This is a genomic window from Sulfidibacter corallicola (assembly GCF_017498545.1).
GTDB classification, from domain to species: domain Bacteria; phylum Acidobacteriota; class Holophagae; order Acanthopleuribacterales; family Acanthopleuribacteraceae; genus Sulfidibacter; species Sulfidibacter corallicola.
The window spans coordinates 1,524,559-1,541,070 of the sequence record NZ_CP071793.1 but is presented as its reverse complement, the minus strand read 5'-3'; the positions used below and the strand labels follow the sequence as shown (position 1 = coordinate 1,541,070).

The window sequence follows — 16,512 nt, the reverse complement described above, 5'->3', positions numbered from 1 at the left end:
CCCCTCAACCTCCACGGCTCCCCTCTTCCCAAGGACGGTCACGGTGCGCGAAACCTTCTTCATCGTAACCTCACCCGGCTACATGGCCACCAAGTGGTTGGCGTGGTCGCTCAACGCGCACCCGGAGATCTATTGCAATCACTCGGCCGGTTCCGACGCGCTCGAGCGGGACTACAGCCCGGCGGAACTGGAGGCCCTGGCCCGCGAAAAGTTCCAGGACCGGGACAAGCGGCCGCTCGAGGACTTTTTCGACGAGCTGGCGCGCCGCGCCGGTGAGGCCCGGGCGCGCGGCAACGTGCACCGATATAACCTGACGGCGCTGCAAAGAAACCTGGCACACTGGGCGCGACCACGGCCCTTCACCTGCCTGAACCTGGTTCGTCACCCCGTTTCCTGGGTCGCCTCCGGCACGGCGCAGTTGTCTCTGCTGTACCGGGTATCGCCCGTCATCCGCGGCCGCCTGCGCCGGCATTTCGGCGATTACCGAACCCGCTACCTCAGCCTGGGCACCACGCCCTTTCCCAACCCCGAGGAGCTGGCCTTCTGCTACCTGTGCCACCGGCTGCTACACCTGGCTCGCGAGAGTCGCTTCAAGGGGGCGATTCATCGGCGCATGGAGTCGCTGACGACCGATCCCGAGGCCTTCGGCGAGGTGGTGACCCTGCTGACGGGTCTTCGCATCGATCCGGGAGGTTCGTACCTCCGGAAGGTGTTCGATCGGGGCCCGATCCACCGGCACCGACAGGACGACGCCCAACCCCCCTTGGATACCTATCGAGCCTGGTCCCCATGGCGGCAGAGGATATTCAGCCACTGGGCCGCGGAAAGCCGGATCTTCGAACACTACGCCGAGCATCCCTACTCCCGGTTACCCGCCCCCGAACCGCCACCGGCCCGAAGCCTGGCGCGGATCCGGTCCAAACCGGAGGTTCCTCCTGCGGCCGGCGGGCCCTGTCCCGCGGCAACCATTCGACAGGCCTACCGAACCGGTTTCGATCCGGTCGCGAGCCGGCCGGTGGCACTGAATCGTTTTCTCGAGAAACCGCTGCGGCAGGTGATGGCCCGCCTGCACCGCGAGCTCGAGCGAGCCGGACTCGGCGAGCATCTGGGCACCTTCCCGGGACTCTACCTGAGCGCGGGTCTGGCGGGCGGTGCGCCGCCGACCCTTGCCAGGGCCTTCTTCGGGCCCGAGAAGCCCGACCAATGGCGCGCGGCACTCTGTCATCCCTTGATGCAGGATCGATCCCCGGCGCTGGTCTGCCACCATCCCTCGACGCGAAAGTTCGTGGTTCTCAATCTCAAGGGTGCAGGCGTGCGCAGTCTCGACGATACGTTCGTGACCCGCGCCGAGCGATGTCCGGAGTACCGCGAAACGCTCGAATCGGGGCGCCACAAACCCTTCGACGTGTTGATCGGCCACTCCGAAACCGAAAGTGTCTCGCACCAACTGATCGGTGGGGCGCTGCTCCTGCCGACCCTGATCCAGGTTCGCAACGCACTCGGCTGGCACCGCCTGCTTTTCCAACTGGACGATCGCGCCGCGGCGACCTGCATTCCGGTTCGGGTCACGCAGGTCGCGCAGGTCACCGTTCGAAGCCGGCGCGCGGGGTCGGTCGAGCGCCGCACGCTGCCCACGTGGGATTTTCTAACCAACCCGGCCTACATGGCGCGGGGCCAGCTCGAACAGGTGCTCCGCAACATCGGCCGTTGGTCTTACCTGTGCCATCCCAGCGGTCCGTTCGTGGTTCGCCGGTTCCGGCGATCGCTCGACGCCCAGACGCTGGGAGAAACGCGGCACGACGGTCTTCGGCGCCGGATCGGGACCATGTACCTCCACGCCAAGGGGCCGGTAGTCTACGAGCACGCGACACGGGGCAAGCTGCGCGTCGGACACGTCTGGAAATTGGTTTCGGACGACGACCTGATACGGCGCGAAGCGGGCACTTCGGGGATTCGCACCCTTATCGATATCACGATGGCCGAGTTCTACGTGGCCAATGGGCGGGACTTCGCCACGGCCGGTGACTTGGTCGGCGACCTGTCTCGTCGCTCGGCGCGTTTCGCCTACCTGCGTGCCCTCTACCGGGCGAACGAAGAACGAGCACACGAGTTGATGGTGCACGTGGGCCGAGAGGCCGGCCGGACGCTCGGCGCCCTGCACGGCGTGGGCGGGCATTGCATGGGCCGCCGCCTCAAGGTGCGGGACCGCCGCGGCCGACCGGTGTTCGACGAGGAGGGACTCGACCTCCGCATCGGCGCGCCGGGTGGCGGCTCCACGAGTAAGCGGAACATGACCGTCTGCGGCGAATGGGTCGACACGACCCACGTCTTCAATCCCCTGTTCGAAAACGTGGCCATGCTCTCGCGATTCGCCAACCGGTTGGGTGACCGCTTCTGCCGGTGGACGGCAAACCGCCACGTTTCGATGTTTCAACAGGCGGATCTCGAATTGGCCGAGGAGTCGGTGTCGCTGTTTCACGCGCTGCTGACCGGCGAGCCGGAGTCGCTGCCACCCGAGCTGGAGGAGATCGACCGTCTGCGCGAACGACGGAAACGGCGGGAGGACTTGCTGCGCAACCGCGCGGACGGGGCCACGATCGATGGGGTGCTCGACCTCGAACGATCGATCCAGCGGCTGCGACAGCGGCAGAAGGACATCGTTCCCTCCGAAACACTGACCCGTTTTCGTGCGGCGTACGAGGAATATTACGGGCGTGCGACCGCGTGGTGCGCGCAGCATCGGAGGTCGTGAGATGCAGGTCCCGAATCATCGAGATGCCGAGGCCGTGCCGACGGGCTTCTCACCCGCCACCATGCCTCGAAACATCGGGCCTCGAGTCCGGAAGACCCGGTTCTTGAAAAAATCGACGAACCCAAAGGAACATTGACGAGGAGTACACACCTTGGAACGCAAACCGTCATCCGCCAACGCGATCTACCATCCGTCCGACAGGTCCGCCGGTCATCCGGTTCAGGACCCCACCGACCTGCAAAAACAGCCGATCACCGATATTCTGCAGAACTGGCACCACTGCAACTCGAGTGCGCTAGAACAGCTCATCCCCCTGGTTTACCGCGACCTACGCGGCATGGCCGGCTTCTACCTGCGCGACAGCAACCAATATCGGAGCCTCCAGCCGACCGAGTTGGTGCACGACGTCTACCTGCAGCTCTTGGGCAGCAAATCGCTGGTGTTCGAGAATCGGTCCCACTTCTTCAAATGCGCAGCGCTCATCATGCGCCAAATCCTGGTGCGTTACGCCCGGTTGCGGGGCGCGCTGAAGCGCGGCGGCACCGTCAAGCGCGTGCCCTTCGACGAGCAGCTCGAAGTCGCCTTTCCCGGCTTGGAAGTGGATCAGCTCCTCACCTTGGATCAACTCATCCAACAACTGGGCGCCTTGGATCCGCGCAAACTGCAAATCCTCGAATGGCGTTTCTTTCTGGGCCTGGAGACCGAGGAAATCGGCACCTTGCTGTCGATCTCGCCGCGTACGGTCCAACGCGAATGGCAGTCCGCTCGAGGTTGGCTGGCCCGCGAACTGCGCAGGGCGATCCCGGGATCGAGCGAATCCGAGCCCGACGACGGCGCCCTATAGCCACAATCGAATCGAGGTGACCGAAAGGGGTAGCCCATGAACCAGGAACGTTGGCAAAAGATCGAGGCGATTTGGATCAAGGCGCGCGAATGCGAGGACGCGGCGCAGCGAGAGGCCTTTTTGGAACAGGCCTGCAAGGACGATTCGGATCTGCGCCGCGAAGTCGACTCGCTGTTGTCGGCAGGTGCCCGTGAGAGCGAATACCTGGGGCCCGGGCTCTTCACGCCCGAGGTCGGCGTGGGCTCGGTGCTGGGGCCCTATCGCATCATCCGCGAGCTCGGCAAGGGTGGCATGGGCGTGGTGCTGCTGGCCGAACAGCAACGGCCGGTGGCCCGCAAGGTGGCGCTCAAGGTCATGTCCCAATTCGCGACCGGTACCGAAGCCAGGCAGCGGTTCATGGTGGAGCGCAATATCCTGGCGCGGCTGACCCACCCCTGGATCGCCCGGCTCTTCGATTCCGGAACCACCTCGCGCGGCGCCCCCTATTTGGTGATGGAGTACGTGGAGGGCGAAGCGATCACCACCTTCTGCGACCGCAGGCGCCTCGACCTGAACGAACGGGTGAGACTCCTGATCAAGGTGGCCAAGGCGATCGCGGGCGCGCACCAGCGAGGAGTCATTCACCGCGACATCAAACCCAGCAACATTTTGGTTCACGAGGAACACGAACAATTCCTGCCCAAGGTGATCGACTTCGGCATCGCCCTTCCCATGGACCGCGATACCCGGCTCACCGATACCGGATCCGCGCCCGGCACGCCTCGCTACATGAGTCCCGAACAGGCCGGCTTGCGGGACGCCCAAGGCCGCGCCATGGAGCCGGATGTGCGCACCGATATCTACAACCTCGGCCTGCTGCTCTACGAGCTTCTGCTCGGCGTCTATCCCATCCCCGAGACCGAGCGCATGGACGCGCTGGGGTTGCGGGCCGCGGTGATCGAAGGTCGTCTCGAGCGCGCCGATCTGCGCTGGCAACGGCTTCCCGCCCAGACCCGCCAAGAGCTGGCCGATTCGCGCCACATGAGTTCCCTGGCCATCTACCGCCAGCTCAAACAGGATCTCTGCTGGATTCTGCTCAAAGCCCTGGCCCTGCAACCCGACGACCGCTACCAGACCGCGCATGAGCTGGCCCGCGAACTGGAGCGCTATTTGGAGGGTTTTCCCGTGGAGGCCGGTCCCCCCTCCCGCCTCTATCACTGGCGCAAATCGATCCTGCGCCATCGTTGGTGGTATGCGGCGGGCCTCACCTTCGTGCTGACCGTTTGCGGCTTTTGGATCACCCTCTTCCAGCAGCAACGGGAAACCCGCCACCAGCGGGACGTGGCCGAACGCCAGCGAAACAACACCCGGCTGGTGCTCGACTTCGTCATCGACATGTTCCAGTCCGGTGATCCGGAACAGATGGGCCGCGAGACCGCCATGAACCTGGAGGAGATGTTGCTGCGCGCCACCAAGGGGCTCGACGCCGGTCGCTTCGAACGGGAGCCCTTGATTCGCGCCGAACTGCTGGAAACGGTCGGCTCGATCTACGCCAATCTCGCCATGTACGACCAGAGCGGCGACCTGTATCGCAGGAGCTACGATCTGCGCCGGCAGCACCAGGGCGCCGATCATCCCCAGACCCTGATCGCGCTACGCGGGCAAATCGCGGCCAGGCAGTATCATCTGGACGCCAAGGAGGTGATCGCGGAATACCAAAAGCTGATCACCCAGTTTGCCGATGGTCCCTCCGACGAACTGGCCGAGACGCTGATCAGCTACGGCAACTATCTGGTATTCAACGGTCTCCCCGACCAAGCCAAGCCCATTCTGGAGCGTGCCGAGAGCCTGCTCTCGGAAGAAAACCCCGAGCACCTGACCCTGCGCGCCGACCTGGCCCACATTTTCTGCGGGATTCACTTCGCCGAACTGGATTTCGACCGGGCAGAAGAGAAGGTGCGCGAAAGCCTGGCCCTATACCACCAACAATCCTCGCCGAACCCCACCGCCATCGCCGTCGTTTATTCGAGCCTGGCGGTCATCAAACAATTGAAGGGCGAGTTGGACGAGGCCGCCGACCTGCATCACCGTGCTCGCGATCTCATCCGCGATTTCCAGGGAACCAAGAGTTCCAGTTACCTGCAGATCGGGGTCAACCTGGGCCAACTCTACATGGATCAGGCCAACTTCGAATCGGCCGAACACCACTATCGCGAGGTCCTTTCCCTCTTGGCCGACATGCAGGCCGGTGCGACCTTGGTTCACGGCGAGACCTGGATGTTTCTGGGGGCCAGCCTCAGGGCACAGGGCCGGTTGAAGGAAGCCGAAGACGCCTGCCGGCGCGGGCTCCTGATCCTGGGCCAGCTCATGCCGGCCAATGATCCCAACCTGGCTTGGTACTCCCTGAACCTGGCCAACGTCATGTTGGCCCAGGACCGCTTCGAGGAAGCGAGACCGCTGTTGGACGACGCGATCGCCGCCTTGACCCGACACCATGGCGCCGACCATCACCGCACCCTCCAGGCCGTTCAGGTGCGTCTGCGCTGCCTGATCGGGCTCCAGCGGTACCAAGCCGCCATCGACGAAGGCTCGCGCACCCTGGCGCTGGTCCGCAACCTGCCGGACAACGCCCTGAACCTGGAGCCGCTGATCCTGGGCGCCATCGGCCGCGCCCAATTGCTGGACGGTCGATTGAAGGAAGCCGAGCCCATGTTGTTGAAGGCCCTGACCCATACCGAAGGTTCCGCGGAGCTCGGCGGTATCTTTCGCAAGTCGATGCTTCTCGCCCTGGAGGACCTGTACCGCCGGCGAGACCAGAAAGGGCGCGAAGCCCACTACCGCGATCTTCGTCTGTCCGCCGAATCGGATCCCCCGACGCCGGAGTGACCGAAGACCGGCGGCGACTGGGGGAACATCGGAGCGCGCCGGCGAGGCACCCTTCGGATCGCCGCCCCGACTTTTATTGAGGAAATTCACCATCTTGGCCTTTTATCTCTATCTTCGAACGTTACACGGTTTGCTTCATCAGAGCCACGCACCAGCGGGCCTACCCAGCTCGATTTCGAGAAAGAAACAGACCACCTGGTTTCTCGCGAAGGGCCATGGGTCGTTCATCCGAAAAATTTAGCAGGAACCCATGAACATCGGAAACCAGGAAAGGATCCGCATTTGGGGTCACATCATGGTCCTGCACTTCCTGGTTTTTGAATTTCCTGGTTTCTCGATTTTGTTTCGATGACGGCAAGACCGATCCCCGGTCGAAAGTACCACTTTGTTTTCAAGAGAGCCCCGAACAAACGGGGCGGGCGCCCAGCTTGATTTCGAGAAAGGAACAAGGCGAAATGAGGCGTCGTGCCAGGTAGGTGCGACCGCTGGTCGCACATTCCCGAGCCCTGCTTTGGTTGGAGCTTCGCTTTTTGGCGTTCCCTTTTTTCGCAGCCTTGACCGCTCCGAAGTATCGGCCGGGCCGGCTACCGTACTGCGGTGCCGGCTCTCAAAGCATTCGGGTACTCTGATCATGAGTCACTTCGAAAAGTACATCCAGCGGATGTACCTACCGGGCACGACGAATCTCTCGGCATTCGGGCACTTCGGGCAGGCTTGTTTCGAGAGAGCCCCGGACCAGCGGGCATACCCAGCTTGATTTCGAGAAAGAAACAAGACGAAATGGGGCGTCGTGCCAGGTAGGTGCGACCGCTGGTCGCACATTCCCGAGCCCTGCTTTGGTTGGAGCTTCGCTTTTTGGCGTTCCGTTTTTTCGCAGCCTTGACCGCTCCGAAGTGTCGGCCGGGCCGGCTACCGTACTGCGGTGCCGGCTCTCAAAGCATTCGGGTACTCTGATCATGAGTCACTTCAGAAAGTACATCCAGCGGATGTACCTACCGGGCACGACGAATCTCTCGGCATTCGGGCACTTCGGGCAGGCTTGTTTCGAGAGAGCCCCGAACAAACGGGGCGGGCGCCCAGCTTGATTTCGAGAAAGGAACAAGGCGAAATGAGGCGTCGTGCCAGGTAGGTGCGACCGCTGGTCGCACATTCCCGAGCCCTGCTTTGGTTGGAGCTTCGCTTTTTGGCGTTCCGTTTTTTCGCAGCCTTGACCGCTCCGAAGTGTCGGCCGGGCCGGCTACCGTACTGCGGTGCCGGCTCTCAAAGCATTCGGGTACTCTGATCATGAGTCACTTCAGAAAGTACATCCAGCGGATGTACCTACCGGGCACGACGAATCTCTCGGCATTCTGGCACTTCGGGCAGGCTTGTTTCGAGGGAGCCCCGAACGAACGGGGCGGGCGCCCAGCTCGATTTCGAGAAAGAAACAAGGCGAAATGAGGCGTCGTGCCAGGTAGGTGCGACCGCTGGTCGCACATTCCCGAGCCCTGCTTTGGTTGGAGCTTCGCTTTTTGGCGTTCTGTATCCTCGCAGCCTTGACCGCTCCGAAGTGTCGGCCGGGCCGGCAACCGCCCATGCTGAACCTACCGGGCTCGGCGAATTTCACGGCGGTCGGGCGCTGCAGGCAGGTTCGTTTGCAAAAGTGCGAGTCGGCGGGCCACCGACTGGGCCGCCGCACCTCCGCTTTTACAAACCCGTTGCACGAATGAGGAAAACCGGGAAGCGACATCGAACCCGATGCACGGCGCGCCCCCTGCCGAAAGGCCCGAAAACCGGGGCCGGCGAGCACTGGGCGAAAAAAAGGGTTGCATGGGCGATATTTTGAGTTAGATTTGTTTAGTTACTTAACTTTACAAACTTGTGACAATTATCATCCCGTTCCCCCACCCTCTTGGCTACCCTCTCCAGGACGCGCTCGCCCCGCGCTCGATCCGGTCGCCTCACCAGCGGCACCCCCCGCCCTCCGAACGAAGGGATCGCTCGCGATCTTCGGGCTTCCTCCTGGGTTTCTCAACTACACCAAACACAAAGTATTGCATCATTCCCTCGATTCGGCCGCCCGCTCGGCAGCGGGGCGCCGAACCACCGCGCCCTTTTCACGGGTGCGTCCTCTTCCCGTGCTCATTCTCAATCCCGCTCCCCTCAGAGCGCTGCGAAAACGGTTCACGATTATTTTGAGCGATAACTTGACAAATATCACTCCCTCTCCCTCGAATCGCCTTGCGCCGTTTTCCAAGACCCCATCACTTCTGGAGGTTCCTCATGCAAGGTCACGCCCTGTGTCCACGCTTTTCCCTACGTCATCTCTGCGTTCTTTCAGGCATCGCCATCACGGTTCTTGGTTTCTCACAACCCCTTTGGGCTCATGGCTATGCCGACTTCCCCAGAGCTAGGCAGGCCTATTGCGAACTCGACGGCGGCTATTGGTGGCCACCCGACGGTTCGGCGATTCCCAACGCGGCCTGCCGCGCCGCCTTCCTGACTTCGGGCACCTACCAATTTTATCAAGCCATCGAGTTTGCAAAATTGGTGGCCGATTACCGCAACATGGAAGCGGTCAAGGCCGCCGTCCCCGACGGCACCCTGTGCGCCGGCGGCGACAGTGCCAAGGCCGGCATGGACGTGCCCCATCCCGATTGGCAGGTGCAGTATCTCGAACTGGACGACCAGGGGCGTTTCGAGTTCCGTTATTACGCGGCGACCCCCCACGATCCCAGCTATTTTCAGTTCTTCCTCACCAAGCCGGGTTTCGACCCCGCCACCGAGACCCTGACCTGGGACCACCTGGACTTGGTGGATGAAGTAGAGGACGCGCAGTTGGTCACCATCGAAGGCAAGAAGTACTACATCATGCAGGTCAGCCTTCCCACCAACCGCAGCGGCCGCGCCATCCTGTACACCCGCTGGCAGCGGATCGACCCCGCCGGCGAGGGCTTCTACAACTGCAGCGACATTTGGTTGGTGGACGACGTGACCCCGCCGGCCTGGGTCAGCGCCGGTTCCTACGTGACGCCGGACGTGGCTCCGGAGCCAGGCGACGAGGTGTGGTTCCGGATCTTCGACGGCAGCGGCGCCGAGCAGGTCTTCACGGTATTCGACATCACCGCGGACAACGCGGACCTCGCCGTGTGGACCCGCCAACTGGCGACCGCCGTCAACGACAACGAGACCGCCGCGCGGGTGGGCGTGCTGCGTGACGACGCGGTGGTCTACGACGCCGGCGATCTCTTTGCCAACAAGGTATATGTGCGCGACGCCGAGTACAGTTACCAGCTCGATGTGAAAAAGCCCAACACCAACACGCCGCCGGTCGTGCAACTGCCCGCCGCGGTGGCGGTGGCCTCCGGCGACGCGTTCAGCCTGACCGCCGCGGCGAGCGACGCGGACGGCGACCCCTTGAGCTACGCCTGGCGGCTGCCGTCCGATTTCACGGCGGTGGATCTCGGCAGCGCGACCCTCGAGGCCACGGCACCCACCGTGCCTTCCACCCAAACCTTCACCCTGACCGTGGAAGTGAGCGACGGCGAGGTCTCGGTGTTCGCCTCGAGCGAGGTGACGGTCACCGCCGCCGGCGGTGGCTGCGATACCACCGACCCCGATGCGGGCAACCACCCGGCATGGCAGTCGGGCAGCGTCTACCAATCCGGTGATGTGGTCAGCCACAACCAGTTGGTGTGGCGCGCCAACTGGTGGACCAATTCGGAAGAGCCCAGCCAGCAGAGCCAGGTGTGGTCGCTGCTGAGCGATGTGCCGACGTTCTGGAACGCCGCGATCGCCTATCCCGCCGGTAGCGAGGTCCATCACGACGGCGCCATCTGGCGCAACCAGTGGTGGGTCCAAGGCGAGGAGCCCGGTGTGGCGTCCGTCTGGGAGCGCATCGGCGATTCCGACTGCTTCTGATCCGATCCTCGAACGAGTCATCCGACTCCTGACCCTGACCTCCGAGCTCAATCCTGGCGAGTAGGGATGTGTCGCGGCAAAACCGCGGCGCATCCCCTTTTTTGTCCACTAAAAGCACGAAAAAACACGAAAAGGAAACTTCCAGCATGGCCTGCCCAGTGATCCGGTCGCTTCTGCGATGGGTTTCAGGAGCACACTCCGTTGTTTTTCAGTATGTTAGATCTGAGAATGAGAAATTTGCTCACAAGACCGACAGGTTCGGTTCCTGCCTGGCGACGCGTCACACGCGGTATTTGATATCTTGCCCACGAATCACGCAGATCCACACGAATGCAATCACCGTCATTCCGTTCGAGGCCGGCTGCGTTATGTTTCACGGATCGGAACACAAGCCCAGATGATTCAAAATGACAACCAAATCGGCATAAGCGCTTGAACCTTTTGATGTTAAGTTCAGACTTTCCCAGAGTACCTGCCGTGCGGCGCCCGTGGGGGGGTCCTGTCTATTCGTGTCAGTCCGTGTGATTCGAGGACAAAAAATATAGGTCAATCGCGATCCACCGCGCGGAGGAACCGACCCTGCAGCGATCCGTTTTTCGTGTCTTTTCGTGGTTTTAGTGGACAACAACGGGAAGATGACTTGCCCGCGAATCACGCAGATCCACACGGATACGATCACCGTCATTCCGTTCGAGGCCGGCTGCGTTATGTTTCACAGATCGGAACACAAGCCCAGATGATTCAAAATGACAACCAAATCGGCATAAGCGCTTGAACCTTTTGATTTTAAGTTCAGGCTTTCCCAGAGTACCTGCCGTGTGGCGCCCATGGGTCCTGTCTATTCGTGTCAGTCCGTGTGATTCGTGGACAAAAAAAATCGGCCAATCGCGATCCACCGCGCGGAGGAACCAACCCTGCAGCGATCCGTTTTTCGTGTCTTTTCGTGGTTTTAGTGGACAACAACGGGAAGATGACTTGCCCACGAATCACGCAGATCCACACGAATGCAATCACAGTCATTCGGAAAAAGCGGCAGTGCGCCACGAGTTATCGTTTATTCCCTCGCCACTCCACTTTTTTTCCTTTTTTCAGAACGTCTCCATTTTCTCTCCACGATTGAGACTTATTCTCTACATCACCACAGGCCGAACGGGCCTCGATCCCCCACAAGCGACCCTGCCCACCCATCGGAAACGTTCGCCAGGATTTCACCTCGCCAACCCGGTGGATGCCCATGTGCCCACCCCTGTCGCTATGTTTGAATACTACCGTTCGACCAATTATCACATACGACGTTTTATGGTTTCAGCATCCCATGGTGAAATGGTTCATCACTATGTCAGCCTGGGCTAGCGAAACTATGTCCTCCTTTCCATCGGATTTACTTGGGAAAAAAGCAGGAGATATATTATGTCGGTCAAATTGCATGGACTTCATCGCCAGAATTCTACACAACAGATCCAGACCGGGCACACCAATCCCTTGGGCCTGAAAAAAAGTCGCGCACGCGCTTCATCCCTGCCCGACGTCACCAAGGACGGGCATGTGGCCTCCACCACCCCCGCTAAAAAAGTCAGCATGACGAAGGCCAAGGAAGCCAACGCCAAACGAGTACAAATCCTTCAGTTACAGGTCAATATCGCGAAACAGCCGCAGTTGCACAACTCCAAGGGCGCCATCGATACCAAGGCCAGGGCCGTATTCGACGCCTACACCAAAATTCACCTGGACAACGTCTCGGACAACCGCCCCGGCACCGCCAAGGTCTATACCCTGCCCGAGTTTTTCTGGAGCGAATACGGCACGGCCTTCAACCAGGAACTCCACGACTATACCCTGGCCAAAATTCAGGAATACGCGTCGAATCCGATCTTCGAAGACGCCGTTTTCGTGTTGGGCACCATGGTCACGGCCCAACGTCCCGAAAGCCTCAAACAGCTCGACGAAACCGACGTCCAATTTTTGGGTGAACAGTTGGGCAAAGATTTGAGCAACGCCTATCAGGAAGCCACGAGCACCGCCGACGAAGTGTATAAGAAACCCTCCAAAGCGCGCATCCTGCTCGCGACGGCGGGCGACATGTTCAACGACGAGTTGCGCCACGCGGGACTGTCGCCGGACTCGACGCCGGATGAGATCTCGAAGGCCGGCTTCGATCGCAAAGGCGCGATGCAAAGCGTCACTCAACGCCTCAAGACCATGAACGCGCACGCCTCGGCCATGAAGGAACTGCACGCCATTCACGACTCGAAATGGCCCGACGACAAGCAAATCGCAACCTTCAACCATTTGGTCGCCAAGGGTCAGTTCGCCGAAGCCAGGGCGTTGATGAAACCGTTGACGATGCCCTACCACTCGTCCAAAAGTGCCGACCGCGCCCTCAAGGATGCGACCCTCCAGAAAATGGCCGCCTTTTTCAAGGCCGCCGGATCTTCGGTGGAAGCCAACGTGTTGATGCAGGATTTCCGCAAGAACTTCTACCCCAACCTGTTGAACTCCCAGGAGCGCACCGGTATCGACAGCCGTATCCGAACCATGGACCTCAAGAGTATGTCGACCGGCAAAAGAGCCTACCGGGACTTTTTCAGGATCCGCGATTCCAGCTCGATGTTCAAATCGTTCGACAACAAGGCCATCATCGTCGAAGGCGGCAAAGACGGCAAGATGGACTTCGTCAGCAAGGTCCATCCCTCCGACATCGACAGTCCCGCCTATGAACGGGTCGCCTACTCGAGCAGGAGCCAGTTCAACACCGTCGCGAATGCGGCGTTCCGTCACGAATCATTTCAATCTTCCATTATCAAGGCCCATCCGCAGAACAATCTCAGAGACGTCAAACTCAAAGCCCAGGAAGCGCACGTCGACGGTGACTCCTTCCTGTTCGAGGCGCCCAAGACCGGGCTGAAACTGGGTGTGGCCATTTGCCGGGATTATTCGAGCAAGGCCTATCAGCAAATTGCGAACTCCAGTCTCAAGGGACGGATCGACCACCTTCAGGTGGTATCGGCAGGAGTCGACGAGTTGGTGGCCTCGAAAGGTCGTGCCAAGACTTCGATCGCCCTGAACGATGGGTTGAGTCAAATGCCGCGCAGCGTCGGCTTTCAAAAGCAGGATCCGTTCAAACAAAAAGGCGGTGTCACCCATGTCGTGAACTACGATGCCAGCACGGGCGAGTACGACATTCAACCCAACACGAAAAAAGCGACACTCGACACCGCGCCGATCGGGTTTTCCCGCAGTTTCTCCATGGACGTCAGCCCGCCATTCCACCTGAAGGGTCACGATGCTTCTTCCATCGGTTCCTACGACGACACCACCAACGCAACCATGAACCCGCTGTTGGAGAAAACCATCAGCTCGGCCAGCAACACCATGGAACTCTTGCACGATCAACTCGATACGGCCAATTATTTCGAGGCGAGAGTCAAGGCGGAAAAACAGAAGGGCATGGGTGCCGATTACACGGATATCCTCACCGACATCAACAACGATCCCTACCTCAAGGCCCATAACGGGAACCAAGATGTCACCAGTGAAGAGGAAGCGACCGCCTTGCTGAACAGCTTTATCCCGGACGTGAAGAAAGAGCTGAAGAACGCCCAGAAAATATATTCGGACGCGGTGAAGTTCCAAGAACGCATCGCGATGGATCGACTGCAACACTACTGAAGATATGCGGGTGGTCCGGATCGCAGGGTTCGGATCACCTCCCTCCTGGGCCCCAGAAACATGCAAACGTCAAAAAAGTTCGAGGATCTCCAAAATGTCTCCACATTGGTTTGGCACACTGGATTCCGATCGTCGTCCTAGCCGCGCCAACCCACACCCGCATCACACCAAGCCCATTGCGATGCAACGCGCGGCATGCACCCGCACCCACGAGGTGTCACCGGGGACGGTCCCCAACCAGGAACCCAATCGCGATCGCAGGGGGAGACATGACACCTGAAACGCAACAATGTCTGAGAGAAGCGATTTCAAGCACCCTGGCCTTCGCTCGAGCCGAGCCCGCGCCCTGGTCGGAACGGATCCGGGATTGGCGGGAAATCACCCTCACTTCCGACGAGGTGCTCTGGCATCAAAACCGACCCGCCGACATGTTGGGTTTTCTGGCGGAAGGCACGCTGGAGCGGTCGGTCTGCGGACGGGTGATCGAACGCGTCAGTCAAGGGGAATTGCTGGCCGAGGGCTCGGCCTTCCTGACCCGAGGGACCTACGCCAATACGCTGCGTGCCAAAGGGCCTGCGACGGTACGGATGTTCGACAGGACCCAGCTCGATCACCTGCTGACCCATCACGAAACGGCACATGACGCCCTTTTGGAAGATATTCTTTCGGTCCTGGCACACCGTGCGGTGGCGTCGGGAAAACGCGTGGCGCGACTGGCCGAAGGCGCCCAGGGCAAACCGGAACGATCCGCCCAGGCGGCGGGCCCCGGCGACATGGCGCCCCAGGCCGAAGCCCTCTTCACGTCATACGCGGCCCCGCTGGCGTTGCGGCAGCTCCCCCCACTGGCCGAAGCCGGTGACCGCCAGGTAGAGGCCATTTCCAGAGTCATGCGTTCGCATACCCTGCAGGAGGGCGAGACGTTGTTCCTGGAGGGCGACACCCATCGCTCGGTATTCCTCCTGGCCAACGGGCGTTTGCGGCTGCTGCGCAATGTGGGATCCCACAAGGCCTTCCCGGTTACCACCCTGGGCACCGGCGCCCTGTTCGGCATGTTGGGCCTGTTGTTGGGCACGCCGCGCAACGCGTCGGTCGTGGCCGAGGGCCCCTGTTGGCTGCTGGAGATGGATCTGGCGGCCTATCGCTCGTTGACCGGCGACATCGGTCGTCTGTGGCGCAAGACCCTGTTGACCGCGCTCAACCAGGTCATCGAGCAATCCAACCGGAACGTGGCTCGCCTGGAAGCCCGACGACTCGACCGAATCCGCCGTCAATTCGCCACCCCGGACGCCATGCGCGTGATCGCCCCCACCCTCACCCCGCCCCGACAGGCACCGGATCCGGGCATTCGCACCAAAGCCGAGCAGATCTTGCGGGTTCTGACCCCGCATCGCCGCTTGCTGCCCGGCCACCACCATTGCCGACGCGACATGTGTCCCGATTGCATGGCGCCCCACCTGGACAGGGTCATGCAATTCGTGGCGAACAACCACCCGATTCACTTCGTCCTGCCCGCCTTTCCCGCCAAATCACCCAACACCGCCAGCAAAGTGCTGGGCAAGCTGCCGGATATGGCGGAGGAGCAGGCCCTGCGTCGCCTGCAATGGGTCTGCGAGCACATCGGGAAAATTTACGAGCCCGGCGCCCAGATCACCATCTGCTCCGACGGCCGGGTATTCTCCGACCTGGTCATGGCCGATGACGAAGAGGTTTCGGCCTATCGTCGCGGCATCGACCATCTCATCGCGCGTCTGGGCACGAACCGGCTCAATACGCTGCACCACGAGGACCTGTTCAAGGAATCGAGCTTCGAAGAAATGCGGGACCACTTGGCCGTGCACTACGCCGAATCCCTGGAAACCCTGAAGGCACGCACCCATTCGGTGGACCAGGATCGGTCCCTGTTCCAGGGGATCCATCGCCTGCTCTTCGAGGATACGGTGGCGATGTTTCCCGAACGAAACCGCACGGGCGTCCGGCGGGAATGCGCCGAGCGCGCCTGCCAGTTGATGGTGCGATCGAACGCCTGGACCCGACTGGTGGGCGAGTGTTTCCCGCACGCGATTCACTTGTCGATCTATCCCCAGCACCCCCACGCGGATCGGGTCGGCATTCTGCTGGGCCACGCGGAAGACTGCTGGTTGACCCCCTGGCACGCCACGGCGGTCAAAATCGGCGACGCCTTCCGCCTGATGAAACGGTCCCAGGCCGAAGCGATGGGCGCCGTGTTGGTCGAAGTGGACGGGCGACCCAACCATTTCCGCCTCGAACACACCCATCACCCCGACGCCCGCGGCGCTTGATCTCGGAACCGAACAAAGCTCGGCTGACACCACGGAATCGCCGCCATGGCCGATGGCCGGATTGCCGAACCACCGGCACACCGGCCACTGGGTTCCAAGTGGGAAGCTAACCGAAGCGAATCGCTAGGGAGATCCCGCATTCACGAGAAGGGCGTCGTCGCAGTAGGTTGGCCCGCTGGGCC

At 61.2% G+C, this 16,512-nt stretch carries 6 protein-coding genes; all 6 read left to right on the top strand.

Annotation, left to right across the window (positions count from 1 at the left end; genetic code table 11):
- Positions 1–43: 43 nt before the first annotated feature.
- The 6 genes from J3U87_RS04475 (at position 44) to J3U87_RS04450 (ending at position 16,330) form a co-directional block, all read left to right on the top strand.
- On the top strand, positions 44–2,752 hold the full coding sequence (locus tag J3U87_RS04475; RefSeq protein ID WP_237381834.1) for a hypothetical protein: 2,709 nt from the start codon (positions 44–46) through the stop codon (positions 2,750–2,752).
- 151 nt (positions 2,753–2,903) lie between these two features.
- Entirely contained in the window at positions 2,904–3,596 is a 693-nt protein-coding gene (locus J3U87_RS04470; protein WP_237381833.1) for an ECF-type sigma factor, read from the top strand.
- Positions 3,597–3,632: 36 nt separating this feature from the next.
- Positions 3,633–6,461, top strand: a complete 2,829-nt coding sequence (locus J3U87_RS04465) for a serine/threonine-protein kinase (protein ID WP_237381832.1) — start codon at positions 3,633–3,635, stop codon at positions 6,459–6,461.
- A gap of 2,262 nt (positions 6,462–8,723) precedes the next feature.
- Positions 8,724–10,361, top strand: coding sequence for a lytic polysaccharide monooxygenase (locus tag J3U87_RS04460; protein ID WP_237381831.1), 1,638 nt, complete (start codon positions 8,724–8,726; stop codon positions 10,359–10,361).
- Positions 10,362–11,771: 1,410 nt separating this feature from the next.
- Positions 11,772–14,030 carry a hypothetical protein gene (locus J3U87_RS04455; RefSeq protein ID WP_237381830.1) on the top strand — a complete coding sequence of 753 codons (2,259 nt, stop codon included), beginning with the start codon at positions 11,772–11,774 and terminating at the stop codon, positions 14,028–14,030.
- A 269-nt stretch (positions 14,031–14,299) separates the two neighbouring features.
- Positions 14,300–16,330, top strand: a complete 2,031-nt coding sequence (locus tag J3U87_RS04450; RefSeq protein ID WP_237381829.1) for an L-tyrosine/L-tryptophan isonitrile synthase family protein — start codon at positions 14,300–14,302, stop codon at positions 16,328–16,330.
- Positions 16,331–16,512: the final 182 nt, after the last annotated feature.

Coding starts and splice junctions, on each gene's coding strand:
- J3U87_RS04465 (WP_237381832.1), top strand. CDS start 3,633: ATGAACCAGGAACGTTGGCAAAAGATCGAGGCGATTTGGATCAAGGCG.
- J3U87_RS04460 (WP_237381831.1), top strand. CDS start 8,724: ATGCAAGGTCACGCCCTGTGTCCACGCTTTTCCCTACGTCATCTCTGC.
- J3U87_RS04455 (WP_237381830.1), top strand. CDS start 11,772: ATGTCGGTCAAATTGCATGGACTTCATCGCCAGAATTCTACACAACAG.
- J3U87_RS04450 (WP_237381829.1), top strand. CDS start 14,300: ATGACACCTGAAACGCAACAATGTCTGAGAGAAGCGATTTCAAGCACC.